This is a genomic window from Arthrobacter sp. P2b, assembly GCF_900168295.1.
Lineage (GTDB): Bacteria > Actinomycetota > Actinomycetes > Actinomycetales > Micrococcaceae > Arthrobacter.
This window is the reverse complement of record NZ_FVZL01000002.1, coordinates 451,601-467,505: the sequence shown is the minus strand read 5'-3', so window position 1 is coordinate 467,505 and position 15,905 is coordinate 451,601. Positions and strand designations below refer to the sequence as shown.

Annotated in this window: 16 protein-coding genes; 12 read left to right on the top strand and 4 right to left on the bottom strand. The window is 62.5% G+C overall.

Translation table 11 applies throughout. From position 1 onward, the window contains the following. The first annotated feature begins 103 nt into the window (after window positions 1-103). Window positions 104-802 carry a DUF2306 domain-containing protein gene (locus B5520_RS06770; RefSeq protein WP_079596289.1) on the top strand — a complete coding sequence of 233 codons (699 nt, stop codon included), beginning with the start codon at window positions 104-106 and terminating at the stop codon, window positions 800-802. A gap of 421 nt (window positions 803-1,223) precedes the next feature. Here the strand turns inward: B5520_RS06770 and B5520_RS06765 are convergent, their stop codons facing one another. Further along, on the bottom strand, window positions 1,224-1,745 hold the full coding sequence (locus tag B5520_RS06765; protein ID WP_079596288.1) for a DoxX family protein: 522 nt from the start codon (window positions 1,743-1,745) through the stop codon (window positions 1,224-1,226). Between the two features lie 94 nt (window positions 1,746-1,839). Here B5520_RS06765 and B5520_RS06760 point away from each other — a divergent pair, with 94 nt between their 5' ends. The 10 genes from B5520_RS06760 (at window position 1,840) to B5520_RS06715 (ending at window position 11,875) form a co-directional block, all read left to right on the top strand. After that, window positions 1,840-2,415, top strand: coding sequence for a TetR/AcrR family transcriptional regulator (locus B5520_RS06760; protein WP_079596287.1), 576 nt, complete (start codon window positions 1,840-1,842; stop codon window positions 2,413-2,415). 116 nt (window positions 2,416-2,531) lie between these two features. Further along, entirely contained in the window at window positions 2,532-5,273 is a 2,742-nt protein-coding gene (locus tag B5520_RS06755; RefSeq protein WP_079596286.1) for a LuxR C-terminal-related transcriptional regulator, read from the top strand. 128 nt (window positions 5,274-5,401) lie between these two features. Further along, window positions 5,402-5,659, top strand: a complete 258-nt coding sequence (locus B5520_RS06750; protein WP_079596285.1) for a hypothetical protein — start codon at window positions 5,402-5,404, stop codon at window positions 5,657-5,659. A gap of 9 nt (window positions 5,660-5,668) precedes the next feature. Beyond that, complete coding sequence (locus B5520_RS06745) at window positions 5,669-6,088, top strand: hypothetical protein (RefSeq protein WP_139386213.1); 420 nt, start codon at window positions 5,669-5,671, stop codon at window positions 6,086-6,088. A 164-nt stretch (window positions 6,089-6,252) separates the two neighbouring features. Beyond that, on the top strand, window positions 6,253-6,498 hold the full coding sequence (locus B5520_RS06740) for a hypothetical protein (protein ID WP_079596283.1): 246 nt from the start codon (window positions 6,253-6,255) through the stop codon (window positions 6,496-6,498). A gap of 145 nt (window positions 6,499-6,643) precedes the next feature. Then, window positions 6,644-7,090, top strand: a complete 447-nt coding sequence (locus B5520_RS06735; RefSeq protein ID WP_254865506.1) for an SRPBCC domain-containing protein — start codon at window positions 6,644-6,646, stop codon at window positions 7,088-7,090. Between the two features lie 279 nt (window positions 7,091-7,369). After that, window positions 7,370-8,011 (top strand): hypothetical protein, encoded by a 642-nt coding sequence (locus B5520_RS06730; RefSeq protein ID WP_079596281.1) that lies wholly within the window; start codon window positions 7,370-7,372, stop codon window positions 8,009-8,011. Between the two features lie 435 nt (window positions 8,012-8,446). After that, on the top strand, window positions 8,447-9,892 hold the full coding sequence (locus B5520_RS06725) for an MFS transporter (protein ID WP_079596280.1): 1,446 nt from the start codon (window positions 8,447-8,449) through the stop codon (window positions 9,890-9,892). A gap of 154 nt (window positions 9,893-10,046) precedes the next feature. Then, window positions 10,047-11,000 carry an ABC transporter ATP-binding protein gene (locus B5520_RS06720; protein ID WP_079596420.1) on the top strand — a complete coding sequence of 318 codons (954 nt, stop codon included), beginning with the start codon at window positions 10,047-10,049 and terminating at the stop codon, window positions 10,998-11,000. Next, window positions 11,000-11,875, top strand: coding sequence for an ABC transporter permease (locus B5520_RS06715; protein ID WP_217700312.1), 876 nt, complete (start codon window positions 11,000-11,002; stop codon window positions 11,873-11,875). The genes B5520_RS06720 and B5520_RS06715 overlap by 1 nt, the downstream gene beginning before the upstream one ends. 684 nt (window positions 11,876-12,559) lie before the next feature. On the opposite strand, the gene B5520_RS06705 is transcribed toward B5520_RS06715, so the two are convergent. From B5520_RS06705 to B5520_RS06695, 3 genes are read right to left on the bottom strand one after another with little or no spacing between them, the layout of a single operon-like run. Beyond that, window positions 12,560-13,327 carry an SCO1664 family protein gene (locus B5520_RS06705; protein ID WP_079596278.1) on the bottom strand — a complete coding sequence of 256 codons (768 nt, stop codon included), beginning with the start codon at window positions 13,325-13,327 and terminating at the stop codon, window positions 12,560-12,562. Further along, a complete protein-coding gene (locus B5520_RS06700; RefSeq protein ID WP_079596277.1) occupies window positions 13,327-13,866 on the bottom strand; it encodes a DUF3090 domain-containing protein in 540 nt (179 codons plus the stop codon). The genes B5520_RS06705 and B5520_RS06700 overlap by 1 nt, the downstream gene beginning before the upstream one ends. A gap of 23 nt (window positions 13,867-13,889) precedes the next feature. After that, window positions 13,890-14,582 (bottom strand): MSMEG_4193 family putative phosphomutase, encoded by a 693-nt coding sequence (locus B5520_RS06695; protein ID WP_079596276.1) that lies wholly within the window; start codon window positions 14,580-14,582, stop codon window positions 13,890-13,892. 99 nt (window positions 14,583-14,681) lie between these two features. On the opposite strand from B5520_RS06695, the gene B5520_RS06690 reads away from it, so the two are divergent. Then, window positions 14,682-15,905 (top strand): hypothetical protein, encoded by a 1,224-nt coding sequence (locus B5520_RS06690; protein WP_079596275.1) that lies wholly within the window; start codon window positions 14,682-14,684, stop codon window positions 15,903-15,905.

Genomic DNA, 15,905 nt, shown 5'->3' with positions numbered 1-15,905 from the left:
GACGGTCACGCCTGTTTCCAGCATCTTCGCAAGGAACTCTGGGGGTTCCTGGACAGACCTCAGCCCGACGGGTGCGTGAGCGTACCCGCCAGAGAGTGACACCATGACAGCCCAGACCCTTCCCCGCTCCCGGCCCAAGCCATCCCGGACCCGATGGCTCGTACCCGCGGCCCTGATACTCCTCAGCCTCGTCCCGATCATGGCCGGCGCAACGCGCCTTACCGAACTCTCGGGAGGCCAGATCACCCCGGATAACGCACGGTTCTTCGACTCGCCCATCCCCGTGCTGATCCACATCCCCACCGTCACCGTGTACCTGGTCCTCGGGGCTTTCCAGTTCGTTCCCTCGCTCCGCCGCGGCAAACGCGGCAGGCCCAGCTGGCACAAAATCGCCGGACGCACCCTCGCGCCCACAGGCCTGCTCGCCGCCCTGTCCGGTCTGTGGATGGCGGTCTTCTACGACCTCCCACCCCTGGACGGGCCGCTCCTTCTCGCCCTTCGCCTGGTCTTCGGCTCCGCCATGGTGGCCTTCATCGTCCTGGGCTTCATCGCCGTACGGCGCCACAACTACGTCCGGCACAGTGAATGGATGTCCCGGGCCTACGCCATCGGCATCTCCCAGGGAACCATCGTCGTCGTCACCATCCCCTGGATCCTGCTCGTAGGACCGGTTGACGAGCTGACCAGGGCACTGCTGATCGGGGCATCCTGGGTACTGAGCCTGGCCGTGGCCGAATACTTCATATATCGCCGCGCCCAAGGACCCGCGCGAACCCCACACCCTGCAGTCCAGCCCGCTTAAGCACACTCTTCATTTCAAGATACTTGTGCTGAACCCGGCCTGGCCGGCTGGCGATCTGCGGGACCACATAGCTCTGGAAAACGCCGCATGCTACTCGCAGCAGTGAAAGTGCTTCACACGCTGGCGTAGTCCACCATCGAGTCCGTGCATGCTCTACGTTCTATACGCCGGCATCCGGAGGCATTCCACCGACGCGACGGGCTCGCAGCCACCGTAGTGAACCTCGAGCCTAATCTTCGCTGCCAACGGATCCGCCTGCCCTGACCGCGGTCGCAAGCAACCTCGGAATCAAAACCGGATCCGTCACTGACATCTACCTGCCACCCTGGCCTTGAGTGTCGTAATGCTATACCGGGGTTAGCATGTGGCGGCAATCCCGCTGGAAAGTTTTCCAGGGGACTGCCGAGTCATCTTTGATGCCTTACCTCGTGGCGCTTGATGGATTCTTGGCAGGCAGTACTGGGCGGGTGGCGGCCGGCCGGCGGTGAATTAAAGTCCGGGCGTAGGGGATCGCTACGGCGATCGTAGCGGCGATGAATACCAGCTGTATCAGAGTCCGAGGCAGGAGCGCCGTGGCGAGAGCACCGTTGACAATGAGTCCGGCCTGTGCCGCGTAGACGTTAGCCGGGAATATGGCCACCAGCAGCAGGGCCAGCCCGACGGCCGCCCACGGCGCCGTTCGACGGTAGAGGAGGCCCGCGGCACCAAGCAGTTCCAGCACGCCCGTAGCTGTGACCAGCAGTTCGGGATTGGGCAGGGCCGGCGGCACCATGGCCACGAGTTCTCCCCGCATACCGTTGAAGTGAGCCACCCCGGTGAAGGTGAACATGGCCGCCAAGCCACCACGCAGGCTGGTATGCCACGACCGGAGGGGTTTGATGCCTATAGCCCCAGCGATACGAAGCAGGAGGGTTACGGCCAGGAGTGTGATTAGTGGTGCCATGGTGCGTTCCTTCCAGAGGCATCTATCTTGACACTGACTAGATTACTCTTCGACCTCAACTTGTCAATGACTAGATTGGGATTAGTCTTGGGGCATGAGCACGTCGTCGTACCATCACAAGAACCTTCCGCACACGATCATCAATGCCGCTCTCGATGCCATTGCAGAGTCGGGTCCGTCAGCGCTGAGTTTGCGGGATCTCGCCAGGCGGGCCGGCGTTTCCCATGCTGCGCCCGCCCATCACTTCGGGGACAAAGCGGGCCTCCTGACTGCCGTCGCCGTGCAGGGCTTCTGTCTCCTCGCGGACGCGCTGGTGGAGGCGCAGCGGCGGACCGGTGACTTCTTGGAGGTGGGAGTGGCTTATGTCGGCTTCGCCGTCGAGCACCCAGCCCATTTTGCCGTGATGTTCCGGCCGGAGCTGTACCGGACAAATGATCCGGAACTGGTCGCGGCGAAGGCCCGGGCGGGCGAGTCTCTCTACCGGGGGGTTGCGCCGTTCACATCCTCAGAATCAGGCCCGGTGCCACAGGACGCGGCGTTGGCGGCTTGGTCCCTGGTCCACGGGTTTTCCGCCCTTTGGCTCAGCGGTAGTCTGCCTCCGGGACTGCCGGCAGATCCGCGGCAAGCTGCTCGTGGGGTTGCCTCCGTTCTGTTTCCTGGGACGCAGTAGCGAACGCCGCAAGCCGACGTGTGCTCAACGGCGGCTTCTTTCATGCCGGGCAATCTGCAGACAAGTGCAGGAGAGTCACAACGGCTTGCGGGTAACCACACGCCTATACTGGGGGCATGCCAACGCCAGTGCTGGCTACGAAGCTCTTTTTCCCCGCACCGCGCCCGCAGATCACTTCCCGGCCCCGGCTTTTCAAGCGTCTTAATGACGAACTGGGCCCGAGCCGGAAGCTGTCTCTCGTGTGTGCTCCGGCAGGCTTCGGCAAAACCACCCTGGTCAGCGAATGGATCACCCAGCGCAGACAGCAGCACCCGGGCGTATGCATCGCCTGGCTGTCCCTTGACGCGCACGATAACGACCCCTCACGCTTTCTGGCCTACATTGTTGCTGCACTGCAAGGCGTTGACGCGGAAATCGGCAATGAGATCACGGGCCGGAGGCACAGCGGCCAGGTCCTGGCGGTGGAACCTGCGCTGACGTCCCTGATCAATGACATAGCGCGGTCCGGGAAAGAGTTCATCCTCGTGCTCGATGACTACCACCTCATTGAAAAACGACCCGTTCATGACGCCCTCGCGTTCCTTCTTGACCATCTGCCGCCACAGCTGCACCTGGTCATCGCCACCAGATCGGATCCTCCGCTGTCACTGGCCCGCTTACGGAGCCGCGGCGAGCTAACCGAGCTCCGGGCTGCCGACCTGCGCTTCACACCGGACGAAGCGGCTGATTTCCTCAACCAGGTCATGAATCTGGGTCTTTCAACGGACGACATCGCTGCCCTTGCGACCCGGACCGAGGGGTGGATCGCGGGGCTTCAGCTGGCCGGGGTGTCGCTACGGGAGCACGGGGACGTCTCCGGGTTCATCAAGGCTTTCACAGGAAGCAATCGCTTCGTCATCGACTACCTGCTGGAGGAGGTGTTGCAGCATCAGCCGGCAGAAGTCCGAAACTTCCTGCTGGCCACAGCTCCCCTGGAGCACATGACAGGTGGTCTTTGTGAGGCACTTACAGGCGTGGGTGGAGGCCAGGGCATGCTTGAGGGGCTGGAGCGGGACAACCTGTTCGTTATTCCACTGGATGATCGGCGGCAGTGGTATCGCTATCATCCTTTGTTCGCCGAAGTCCTGCGTGCACGTGTGTTGCAGGAACTGCCTGGCCGCATGCCTGAACTGCATCGGCTGGCAAGCGAATGGTACGAACAGAATGACCTGATAGAGGACGCGGTTCACCACGCATTGGCGGCCGAGGACTTTGGACGGGCCGCCGACCTGATCGAAGCGGTTCTGCCAACGATGCGCCGGACCCGACAGGATGGAATGATGCTGGCCTGGCTGACGGCACTACCTGAGGAGGTGGTCCGTGTCCGCCCCCTGCTCAGTGTCTTCTATGCCTGGCGCACGCTCGTCTCCGGCGACCTCGACGCTGTCGAGCCTTGGCTTGGGGCCGCTGAACAGGGAGTGAAGGCCGCAGCAGCAGAAGGGAAGGGTCCGGGAAATTCGGACCTGAAATCAATCCGCGGGCAAGAGCTCCGAATGCTGCCATCAACCATCGCAATGTACCGGGCCTCATTGGCGCAGGCCCGGGGCGACGTTTACACCACTGCACAACATGCACGGGAGGCTTTCGAACTTGCCGGGCCGGAAGACCATTTCGCCCGTGGTGCTGCCGCAGGGTTTCTGGGGTTGGCTTCCTGGGCACAAGGCGACGTTGAAACGGCTGTTGACACCTTCTCAGATGCAGTCGCGAGCCTCCATGAAGCGGGCAACCTCACTGATGAGCTCAGCAGCACCATCCTGCTGGCAGACATGCAGATCGCGAGGGGACAGCTTCAGGAAGCGCGAAAGCTTTACGAAAGGGCCCTTGACTATGCGGCCGCCCAAGGGGAATCGGCGCCCCGTGCCACTGCTGAGCTCCATGTGGGCTACAGCGAACTCAGCCGTGAATTTGGTGACCTGGAGAGCGCAGCCCGGCATCTTCAAACCAGTAAAGAGCTGGGCCGGCAAGTCGCTCCCCTGACGGAGCACTCTTACCGGTGGTTCGTTGCGATGGCAGGCGTAAGAGAAGCCGAGGGGGACATGGCCGGGGCCACTGAGTCCCTTGACCAGGCTCAGCTCCTGTATCTGCGGGGCTTTTTTCCGGAGATCCGCCCAATCCCGGCATTGAAGGCGCGCATTACGATCCGGCAGGGGCGGCTGTCAGAGGGCTGGGAGTGGGCACGCAGCCGCGGCCTGCTGCCGGTGGGGGAGCTGAGCTACCTGCGGGAATTTGAGCATCTCACGCTGGCACGTCTCCTCATTTCCCAATTTAGGGTCCTGCCGGCAGAGAAGACGATTCAGGAGGCGCAGGACCTGCTCATGCGGCTGCTCGAAGCTGCGGAGGCAGCCGGACGCAAAGGAAGCACATACGAGGTCCTCGTGCTGCAGGCCCTCGCGCTGGAGGCCCAGGGCCAACGCGCACTGGCGCTGGTCCCCCTGGAACGTGCCCTGGCGGAAGCCGGGCCGGAGGGTTACGTCCGCCTCTTTCTTGATGAAGGCCCGCCCCTGGCGCCGCTGCTTGCTGAGGCAGCAGCCAGGGGCACCGCCCCGCCCCACACCGCTCTGCTTCAGCAATCCAAGAAAACCGTAGTATCTCAAACGGCCATCAGCAGGACTCCCACACCTCAGCGGGAGGACCTCAGCAAGCGCGAACTGGAAGTACTGAGGTTACTTGGCACCTCATTGAGCGGACCGGAGATCGCCCGCCAGCTCTTTGTCTCCCTCAACACCCTGCGCACCCACACCAAACGTATCTTCATCAAGCTCGAGGTCAACAACCGCCGGGAAGCGGTGCGCCATGGCAAGGAGCAGGGCCTGATTTGAGGGACCAGCCCTCGGAGAGTCACCACATCTATCACCACGGTTGGTGACGCGGGATCACCACACGCCCCGGTAGCTTCAGGTTGTCGGGGCATCCGTTCCGGGCCAACTCAAACCGGAGAGCGTGGACCATGAGCATCACACCGAGCAAACTCACTCAGGCCGCCGGTATATCCGCGCTGCTGGCCGGGCTCCTGTACATTCTCAGGCAACCACTGCATCCAACAGATGAGGTGTCCGAAGTTTATGGCCTCGCCTGGCTGATCGTGGGATACATGACCCTGTGCATGTCAGTTCTGGGACTGGCCGGCGTGACAGGCATCTACCTCCGGCAGGTCAAGGAAACTGGGCTGCTCGGACTGATCGGGTACCTCATGTTCGGTGCATAGTTCGTGCTGTTGACCGCTTTCACCTTCGCCCAGACCCTCATCCTGCCGCCACTGGTTCCTGAAGCACCCAGGTTCGTGGACAGCTTCCTGGGAATCTTCAGCGGCTCCGGTGGCGAGGTGAGCCTGGGCGCTTTGGAATCACTGCCCCTGGTCTCAGCGGTGCTCTACATTCCAGGCGGCCTCATATTCGGCGTCGCCATCTACCGTGCCAGGATCCTCTCCCGCTGGGGCGCCGGCGTCCTGATCCTTGGAACGGCCCTGACACCTCTTGCCTCGATCTTCCCGCACACCGCCGGCAGTTCCTTCGCCGTACCGGTGGGCCTGGCGATGATGTGGCTCGGCTATTCCCTCTGGTCTGAAGAAGGTAAAAGCGCAGGCCACCAACTGGGCCGGGGAAACCTTAAGCCCTCCCACGCCCCGGCCAACTGAAATCAACACAGACCCCGTGGTGGATTACCAGGACAACGCCATCGGGCATTTGATGCGCAACAAGCCACTTCGCCCAGACCACCTGGCTCCCGCAGGACCTCAACATATCAACGGTCCCGCCTGCATGGCTGGGACGGTAGCCGCCTTCGAAAAGGGAGAACGACATGCCAGCAGAACACCACGGGCCCGGACAGTACCAACTCCGCATCCGGGGACACCTCGACAGCTCCTGGACCGATTGGTTCGAAGGCATGGTCCTCACACAAGAAAACGATGGAACAACCAGCCTGTGCGGGCCCGTCGTCGATCAGGCAGCGCTGCACGGCCTGCTCGCAAAAGTTAGGAACATCGGCGCAACGTTGATAGCCGTGAATCTCCTGGAGGATCAAGACCCAGGACAAAACCACTAAGATCCGGCGCTGGCACAGCAGCAGCCAAACCTCCGATTTCACCCAACGACCCACGACCCGCAGCAGAAGGCAGGGCGGAATTCGCCCCTCACCCGAACCCCACATCCCCGCGTGTAATCAGGAGGAAAAATTGAGAACCATCTCAGTGACCACCCACATACCGTCACCGCCGGACGTCGCGTGGAAGATCCTCACCGACTTCCCTGCCTACACCGACTGGAACCCGTTCATCACCCGGGCCAGCGGGGACCCTAAGGTTGGCCACAAACTGAGCATCAGGATAGTCCCACCTGGTGGGCGGGGAATGACCTTCCGTCCACGCGTGACCGCAGTGGAACCCGAGCACTTGTTCGAGTGGTTCGGAACACTCGGAATACAGGGGCTCTTCGATGGCCGCCACGCCTTCGTCCTCAAACCCACGGCCGGCGGCACCACTCTTACTCAAACGGAAACCTTTTCTGGCCTATTGGTGCCACTCATGACCGGGGTACTTCAACGGACAAAAAAGGGATTCGAGAACATGAACAATGCCCTGCTCAGCCGGGCTGGCTCATGGCCCCCGGCATCAACACAACCTGAGACGTCGGAATAATCACCTGTCGCGAGCGAGGGTTGGAAGTCCCACCAGAACGTGGGGCGCAGAGGCCTCCCTCATCCACTGCCGAGTCGGTTGGGCGGCAAGCCCCATAAAGAAAAAGGCACCGACGCCGGTTAATCGAGAGATATAGGGTCAACCACCCCATCAATCACCACACGTGGTGACGCCAGGTCACTAAGCGCCCGCGTAGCTTCAAGTTATCCGCCATCCCAGGGCAAGACGCCTCCTTCACCACTCGTAATTCGTGCAGAACCCTCTAGATAAGAGCTTCAGATGTCATCAAAAATCGAAGTAGTCCTACCTGCAGCACTCATCAGGATCTTTGCCTTCGCCGGATTTGTCTCAGCAGCAATTTTGCTGCTCAACGCGGCAAAGAGAGCAGGGATCATTCCCCCATCAGCTTTCACCCAGCTCGTTGCACCGGTTGCCCAAATCGCCGCCATCGGACTGGTGATCGGGATGTATCTGTTGGTTTCCCGCAAGGCCGGGGCCCTCGCAGCCGCAGGTGCCGTTATCTCCGGAACGTCGCTGGCCGGCCTCGTTGGGGTTGAGTTCGTGCTCAACCTCGTCTTTCCCTACATTGGCCAAGATGTAGTTGCCGTCCTTCGATCAGGTCCCTTGGGTATCGCCCTGACAGTGGTGTCGATGCTCTTCCTCCTCGGTACCGTGGTTTTCATGCTCACGCTGTGGCGCACTTCTAGCGTTCCCAAAGGCGCCATATTCCTCTATACGGCCAGTTCACTTCCCATCGCCCTGCGAACGGTGTTTCCGGAAACCGTGCTGCAGTTGGGGCTGGTTGGTTTGGCCGTAGCCGCCGCTTTCCTTGCAACCTGGATGCTTCGCAACATTCCTCGTACAACAGCAGCCGACGAGGTCGCGGCTATGGTGCCGCCAGCATCAGTGACTGCGCCCTAACGTCCAGTACCCCACCCAAGTCTGTCGCCTGCCCTACTCCTATACGGCCGGCACGTCAGATAGCTGTGGGCTGAAAGCAACGTGTTTCCCATAGCTAGCACGTGGGCGTTGTCCCGCCGTCATCTCGTGGCAGGAATCTGCAGGGGTGCTGAAGAAATCGAGACAGGTGAGCGCTTGGGCGTCGCCGGCCCGGCTGGCGCCATCCATTAAGGGGCCGCCAGGGTCCTGTGGCCGCAACGGTTCCTCCCTTCCGCGCGGTTTGTTCAGAGCCTAGAGCGTACGAGCCAAAGCGAAAGCGTAAAGCGTGCCGGTGGAAACCGTACAAGCGGTATGAATTTCCCGCAGCTTTCACTCATGCAAACCAGTTAAAACTCCCGGCCCAATTTGTGACCTTCCCGTCCGCGGGGGCGGGCTCCCCAACCCTAGGAGTATGAAATGTCTGCTATTCCCCAGCTATCGTCTTCACGGAGACGACTCGCTCTTGCTCTCATAGCGACAGCGCAATTCATGGTCATCATGGATACGTCGATCATCGGCGTCGCTCTGCCTCGCATCCAGGAAGATCTGGGATTCTCACAGGAAGATCTTTCCTGGGTCTTCAACGCCTACGTGGTCGCCTTTGGCGGCCTGCTGCTCCTCGGTGGGCGTTTGTCGGACCTGTTCGGTGCACGCCGCATTTTCGGAGCCGGCTGGGTGATCCTGCTCATTGGGTCCCTTATCGCCGGCGCTGCCGGAGATGTAGCCATCGAGCTCACGGGACGTGCTGTGCAGGGCCTGGGATCAGCCCTTATCGCACCTTCGGCCTTGACCCTGTTGATGATGCTCTTCGGGGCGGAGCCGAAGCAGCTGACCAAGGCTCTGGCAATCTACGGTGCTGCCGCACCTGCCGGTGGAACCGCTGGTGTCTTCCTTGGTGGAATCATCACCGAGTATGTTTCATGGCCCTGGGTCTTCTACATCAACATCCCCATCGCCATCATCGCCCTACTCGCAATACCCGTCCTCATGCCGGCTGGGATCGCCCGCAAAGGCTCGATTGATCTGCTCGGCGCCGCTACCGCCACCGCCGGAACCGGTGCGCTCGTCTTCGCGATCGTGCGCGCCCCAGAGGTCGGGTGGGGATCTCCGGAGACCTGGCTGGTGTTGATAGCAGCCTTCGCCCTTTTGGGAATCTTCCTTCGGCTTCAAGCACGCCTGCGTAACCCTCTGATGCGGTTGGGGATCTTCCGCACTTCAAACCTGGGCGCAGCCAACATTGCCCAGCTGCTGCTGGGTGGAGCCTGGATTCCCATGTGGTTCTTCCTAAACCTCTACCTGCAACAGGTCCTTGGATACAGCGCCTTCCCCAGCGGGGCCGCACTCCTCCCCATGACCGTGCTCATCATGATCGGGATGATCGTCCTCGCACCCCGGATGATCAACCGCTTTGGTCCGAAAGCCATGACTGTTGCAGGCCTCACCGTACTGGCCGTCGGAATGGGATGGCTCTCCCTCATCCGTCCCGGCGGAAACTTCTGGATTGACGTGCTCCCCGCCTCGCTCGTTGCGGCGTTGGGTATGTCATTGGCCTTCATTCCCTCGCTCGGTACCGCGATCTCCAGTGCGGGTCCGGAAGAAGGAGGGCTCGCCGCCGGCATCGTTAACACCAGTTATCAGATCGGTTCGGCGATCGGTCTGGCTGGCATGACCGCAGTCGCGACAGCCTTCGGAGCTGACCAGATTGGTGACACTGAAGCCCTGACCAGCGGATTCTCCTCAGCATTCGTTGGGGCCGGATTGATCGCACTCATCGGGGCAGTACTGGCAGCTCTCATGCTGCGACGCCCAAACAATGGCACCAAACAGCAAGAGGTCCCTGAGGCCAGCAGGACCGGCTCCTAGCGTGAAGTGGATGGATACCACCAGGGGTATCCGCTCAACACACCGCTCCTACGGTGTATCGCGCATGCGGTTTGCCACGGATGGCGGCCTTCAAGGATGACCACGACTCGAGCGGACGCTCGTGATACAGACTCCACCGACGATAGGAATGATGATGATCGAGCTACAGCAGCTCAGTAAGCAATACAGTGACAAGGTGGCGGTTGACGGCATCAGTGCTGTCATCCGGCCGGGGGTGGTGACGGGTTTCTTAGGTCCCAATGGTGCCGGTAAGTCCACGACCATGCGCATGATCCTTGGCTTGGACCGGCCCACCTCAGGGACGGCACTTGTCAACGGGCGCCCCTACGCTAAGACGTCGGCTCCACTGGCCGAGGTGGGGGCGCTTCTTGACGCAAAGGGAGTAGACGGTGGCCGCAGTGCCCGCAATCATCTGCTCTGGCTCGGTGCGACAGTCGGCGTGGGCGCGCGTCGAGTGGAGGAGGTGCTTGGGACCGTCGGGTTGACCGAGGTCGCCGGGAAACCGGCGGGCAAATTCTCTCTGGGCATGGGCCAGCGCCTCGGTATCGCCGCGGCGCTCCTCGCCGACCCAGGTGTGCTGATCCTCGACGAGCCGGTGAATGGCCTCGATCTTGACGGGATTCAGTGGATTCGCGCCCTGCTTACCGAGCTAGCGGAGGGCGGACGCACCGTCTTGCTGTCTTCGCACCTGATGAGCGAGATGCAGCTTGTCGCCGACCATCTACTGGTCATTGGTCAGGGACGCATCCTCGCCGATACCTCAATGGACGACTTCATCGCCGACTCTTCCGACGGGCTCGTCATTGTCGTCTCGCCTGACACTAACACCCTCGCTCCACTGCTTACCGGCACCGGCGCCACCGTAACGTCCCCGGAAATCGGGCGCCTCGAGGTCCGGGGACTCACCGCTGACGCGATCGGTGACGCCGCCGCCCTGCATAAGCTGCGGCTGCACTCCCTGATCCCGGTGGAGGCGTCACTGGAGACGGCTTACCTGAACCTGACGCGCGACAGCGTCGAGTACACCGGCGCAAATCCACACAACACCCACTCCACCACGACCACTGACGCCCGGAGGGCCGCCTGATGACCAACCCCACCACCACAGTCACGGCGCCCACGAGCCGTACCGCTGACATCGCGGCGAGCCGGCGGCGCACCGCTTCCGCCACTACTGCCCGTCGTCAAGGCCTCGGCCGGGCGATCGCATCCGAGTGGATAAAAATACGGACCCTGCGCAGTACGTGGATCGGCATGGCATTGGTGGTACTGGTCCTGGTCGGTTTCGGAGGTCTCGCCGCCGCAACGTCGACCGGCTCTGTCGCCGGGCCCAGCGACGGCGGCGGCGGCACTGACCCGCTGTCCGTCGTGTTGTCCGGCGCGAATTTCGCCGTCCTGGTGATCAGCGTCCTCGGCTGCCTCGCCGGCGCCCGTGAATACTCTTCCCGCATGATTGCCGCCACAGTCGCCGCGGTTCCCCGGCGCTGGCAAGTTGTCGTGTCGAAGTCCATCGTATTTGGCGCAGTAACCGCGGTCACCGCCGTTACTGGCGTTCTGGGCGCATTCTGGCTTGGCATGGCAATCCTGGCTGGCGGCGATGCCGCCACCGTCGCGTTGACCGATGACGACACCCTGCGTGAGCTGGCTGGGATGGCGGGATACATCACGGCCATCGGCACGTTCGGTCTGGGGCTGGGCATCCTCCTGCGCAGCATCGCTGGCAGCATCGGGGCCGTCGTGGCCGGCGTCATGATTCTCCCCCCTCTTGCCGGAGCCCTCCTGCCCGCCAGCTGGGACGAAATCCTGCAATACCTACCAAGCTCGGCAGGTGCCGCATTCACGACCGTGCAGGGGGCCGGCAGGGAGGTTCTGAGTCCCGGCGCCGGCGCAGCTGTCCTCATCACCTGGGTCATCGCCGCACTCGGCGGCGCGATCATCTCCATCAGTCACCGCGACGCCTAACCCCGATATTGCCCTTCTGTCCCGCCCTTGCGCCCGTCTGCTGTTCTCATCTGGCACGCGAAATCCGACGCGATGATCTTCTGTGGGGTCAGAATAGCGCCGAGTTCCGTTTTGTTGACAGTGGATCATGATGTTCTTTGATTCCATCCTGACAGTCGGAGGGCAGGAAATCCGGGTTCGGTAACCCGAGAATCACGAAATAGTCCAAAGACTCGGGACTTACTAGCAATCGCTTCGGGCAAAGGATGGCGAATGGAACTTTTTGCCCTGGCTTCCAGCTCAAAGACGGGCACTTTCATGAACCGGTGCTGCGGCTGTTTGACCAAGCGATGGGTTCGAAGGTCCCGCACAACGTGTTCGCCGCCTGGATGGTCAGCCGGCTGGCTGCTCAGCCCGGCTCCAGACCCGTAGACATGCTTGGGCGAGGGCCGGAGGCCTCTTCATCGACGCCGGCTGTCTGCTGTCGCTCGCGGCCGCCATGTGGTCCTACCTTCGCGCTAACCACATCTGCGTGACCGTCTGCTTGGGACTGCCGCCGGGGATTCTCGTGGGCTGGGCGGCGCTGGCTGATCCCTACAACCTGATGCGTCATTTGGCTACAACAAGTAGGAAACTGTCCAATTCCCGGGGTCGCTACAGGTCAACGGGTTTCCTGAAGATCGCCAAGAGCCTGCCTCGGCGTCCTTAGAACAGCGGCCAGGGCACCGCGGGCATGTCACCGCTCGGAGCCGGAAACCGCCCCGTCAACCGTAACCGGGTGCAGCGCGCGCCGAGTGAGGCAATTTCTTCGGCGCTGAGCAACTTCGCGAGGTTTCGGCCCAGCTCACCGTGCAGTCCTTCGATGACGCGATCGACGCCGTCGCATTCCTGGTCGGTCAGAGTCTCTCCCAGCCACCCCCACAGCACCGTGCGCAGCTTGTGGTCACGGTGAAAGGTGAGTCCATGGTCCACGCCGTGCCGGTGTCGGTCTGGCATGGCAAGGATGTGATCGCCTTTGCGGTCGGCGTTGTTGACAACCACGTCGAATACCGCCATGCGTCTGAGCTCCGGTGTGTCCTCGTGGACGAGGGCGACCATCCGTCCCGTCTCATCCTGGCCCTTGAGGACATGCTTCCACCCGGTCTCCGGTACGTCGCCGGCAGCAACGAGATCCACCGCGTTCTGGTCGGGGTCGGCGTCCTGCCACAGCTGCACCATTCCCTCGCCCAAAGGACCATCGCGGAGCCAGGTGCGTGGCACGACGTTCCAGCCGAGGACCTCAGAGACCAGGTAGGCGGCGACCTCCCGGTGGGCAAGGAAGCCGTCGGGAAAATCCCACAGCGGTTTCTCCCCGGCTATCGGCTTATAGACAACCGTGGTGTCGCCGATGGTGCCCACAAAGGTGGCATTCGACGCCGTCCTGATCCGCCCCGTGAGCGTCAGCTCGGCAGTCAGCAGGTCGGGCGCGGGCATCAGACCTCGGGCAGGGTGCAGACGTGCCCGTCGGCGTCCACGGGATAACCGCAGAGCGGGCATGCGGGACGCCCGGCGCCCACCACCTCACGGGTCCGCTTAGCGAATGCGCGGGCGGCGCCAACCGGCATCCGCACCAGCAACATTTCGGGCACCTCAGCATCAAGCGGTTCGTCGTCGTCATCTACATCGATGATCGGGTATGCCTCTATGACCACCTGGGCCGTCGTGGGGTCCCAACCCAAGGTCATGGCACCGGTTCGGAACTGCTCCTCGACCGCCTCGAGCTGGTCATTGTCGACGAGTTCGATGGGAGTACCGGTGGGAACGCTGAAGGGGTTGCCCTCGAGGGTGAGGAGCTGATCGAGGATTTCGTCAATCTTCTCTGCAAGCTGGGCCGACTGCTGCTTCTCCAGCGCAATGCTCACAATTTGCTTGCCCGTGCGTACCTGCAGGTAGAACGTGCGTGACCCTGGAACGCCGACGGTACCGATGACGACGCGGTCAGGCCAGGCAAACTCGTGAACAAGTGTGGGCATGTCAGTATTTTAGGCACATAAGGTTACTGGGCCGTCTGTCCGGCACCGCCACCCACCGGCGCATCGCCGGAGTTGACGCCTTTCGACAGCCATGACAGATCCCCCGCGTCGGTGTTTGTCGCATAGACGCTCGGCCGAACAGCACCATAGTGCACGATCGATACGGAGGCCGGGCCCACGTTGATGCGCTGGAACAGGTCGAGGTGCATACCCAACGCGTCGGCAAGGATTGATTTGATGATGTCACCGTGACTCACTGCCACCCACACGGCTCCTGGCCCGTACTCTGACTCGAAGGCTGCATCGTGCCGTCGGATTGCTGCTACCGACCGGGCCTGCATCGCCGCCATGGATTCACCGCCGGGAAACACGACGGCGGACGGCTGCGACTGCACGGCCGCCCACAGGTCTTCGGTGGCGAGATCGGTGAGCATGCGGCCCTGCCACTGGCCATAATCGCACTCGGTGAGATCGGGATCGGTGGGCGCAGAAGGACTACCAGCCTGGCGATCGAGGATGAGCTGGGCGGTTTGCCGGCAACGCTCGAGGGGGCTCGATACCACCCCGGCCAAGGGCACGGCTGCGAGTCTGTCCCCGGTCAAGGCCGCCTGCTCGCGCCCGAACGGGTCCAAACTGACGCCGGCCGCCCTGCCCGCCAGCAGTCCAGCGGCGTTGGCTGTGGTGCGGCCATGCCGCACGAGAATAACTGTCGCCATCCCTACAGCCTAACCAGCGTTCTTCGCTGAAAGTGGCAGAGCACCGCAGAACTCAGTAGCGTCGTTCCCGCAAAGCATTCTCCGGCAGTTAGGTACTCCTTGGGCAAGAACAGTAAAAACCGTCGCTCCGGCAAGGGTTCGGCGGGACAACGCCGCCCGGGGCCGGTCTCCCTCAGTTCCTTCCGTGCCGCCCGCGCCCTGGACGCATTGGCGCCGGCCTATGTCCAATGGTTCGACGACGGCACGCCCGGAGCGGGCGCCGCTGCCCTGCAATACCTGAAGCTGATGGAACCCACCATCAGCCGCTATCTGGAGACCACTGCTGCGCCCGACGTGACAAGCTTCGACCCGGCTGCCCTGGCCAACGCCGTCGCGGAGGAAGTCACCACCGCCGGCCGTGCGCAGGATCCCGAAACCGCTGACCCGGAACAGGCTGCCCTGATCGTTGATTCTGTCCGCAGTTACCTCGAGTTCCTGTCTGAAACCGGCCGGTGGACCGGGCCGGCGGAGCGGTTGGCCGAAGCCCTGGACTTCTTCGACAGCCTCGCCGACGGCGACGACGGACAGGAGTCCATCGAGGTTCCGGACATTCCCCAGGAGCAGGCACTGGCAGCCTTCACCGCCCTGCCTCTGATCCAGAAAGCAACAGCCCTGCTTCGATGGATTGGCGACGGGAAGCCCGTGACCGGAACGGGCGCCCTTCGCCTGAAGGACATCGAGGAGGCCGCCGCCTGCGTCGGCGTGTCGGCCAGGGGCGGCACCAAGCGGGCAGATGAGCCCGGCGATGTCCCCACCGTGCGCAGCATGTACGAGGTGCCCCTGCTTGCCGAAATCTGGGCCACGCTTCAGACCGCCGAGCTAATAAGGGTCAAGCCGACGAAAGTGGTGCCCTTCGAGGATCCCGCGCACTTCCTGGACGGCAGCGCCGCGGAGCAGCTGGACGACTTCACCATGTTCACGTCATGTTTCCTGGAGCAGGCCGTGCTGCGGCTTGATCCCGAGGAGCCCTGGGAGCATCCACTCTCCGCAGTGCAGGTGTCCATCCTGCTGGCGGCAGCCACGGCGGAACCACCGTCAGTGGAACGCATGAAGGCAGCCCCAGATCGTGCGCAGGAAGCCGAGAAGGCTGCCGTCACCGACTTGACCAGGGTGGCCATGGCCCGGTTGGAGGAACTTTCAGAACTCGGGCTGCTGACCATTGACACCCATTTCCGGGTGCCCCCGGTGCTTATCGGCTGCGTCGCAGACACTTTCGACCATCCATCGCTACTGGCAGAGCTTGGTCTGGGAGCGGCTCCGGACGATGAAGCGGAAGCGGGCTGA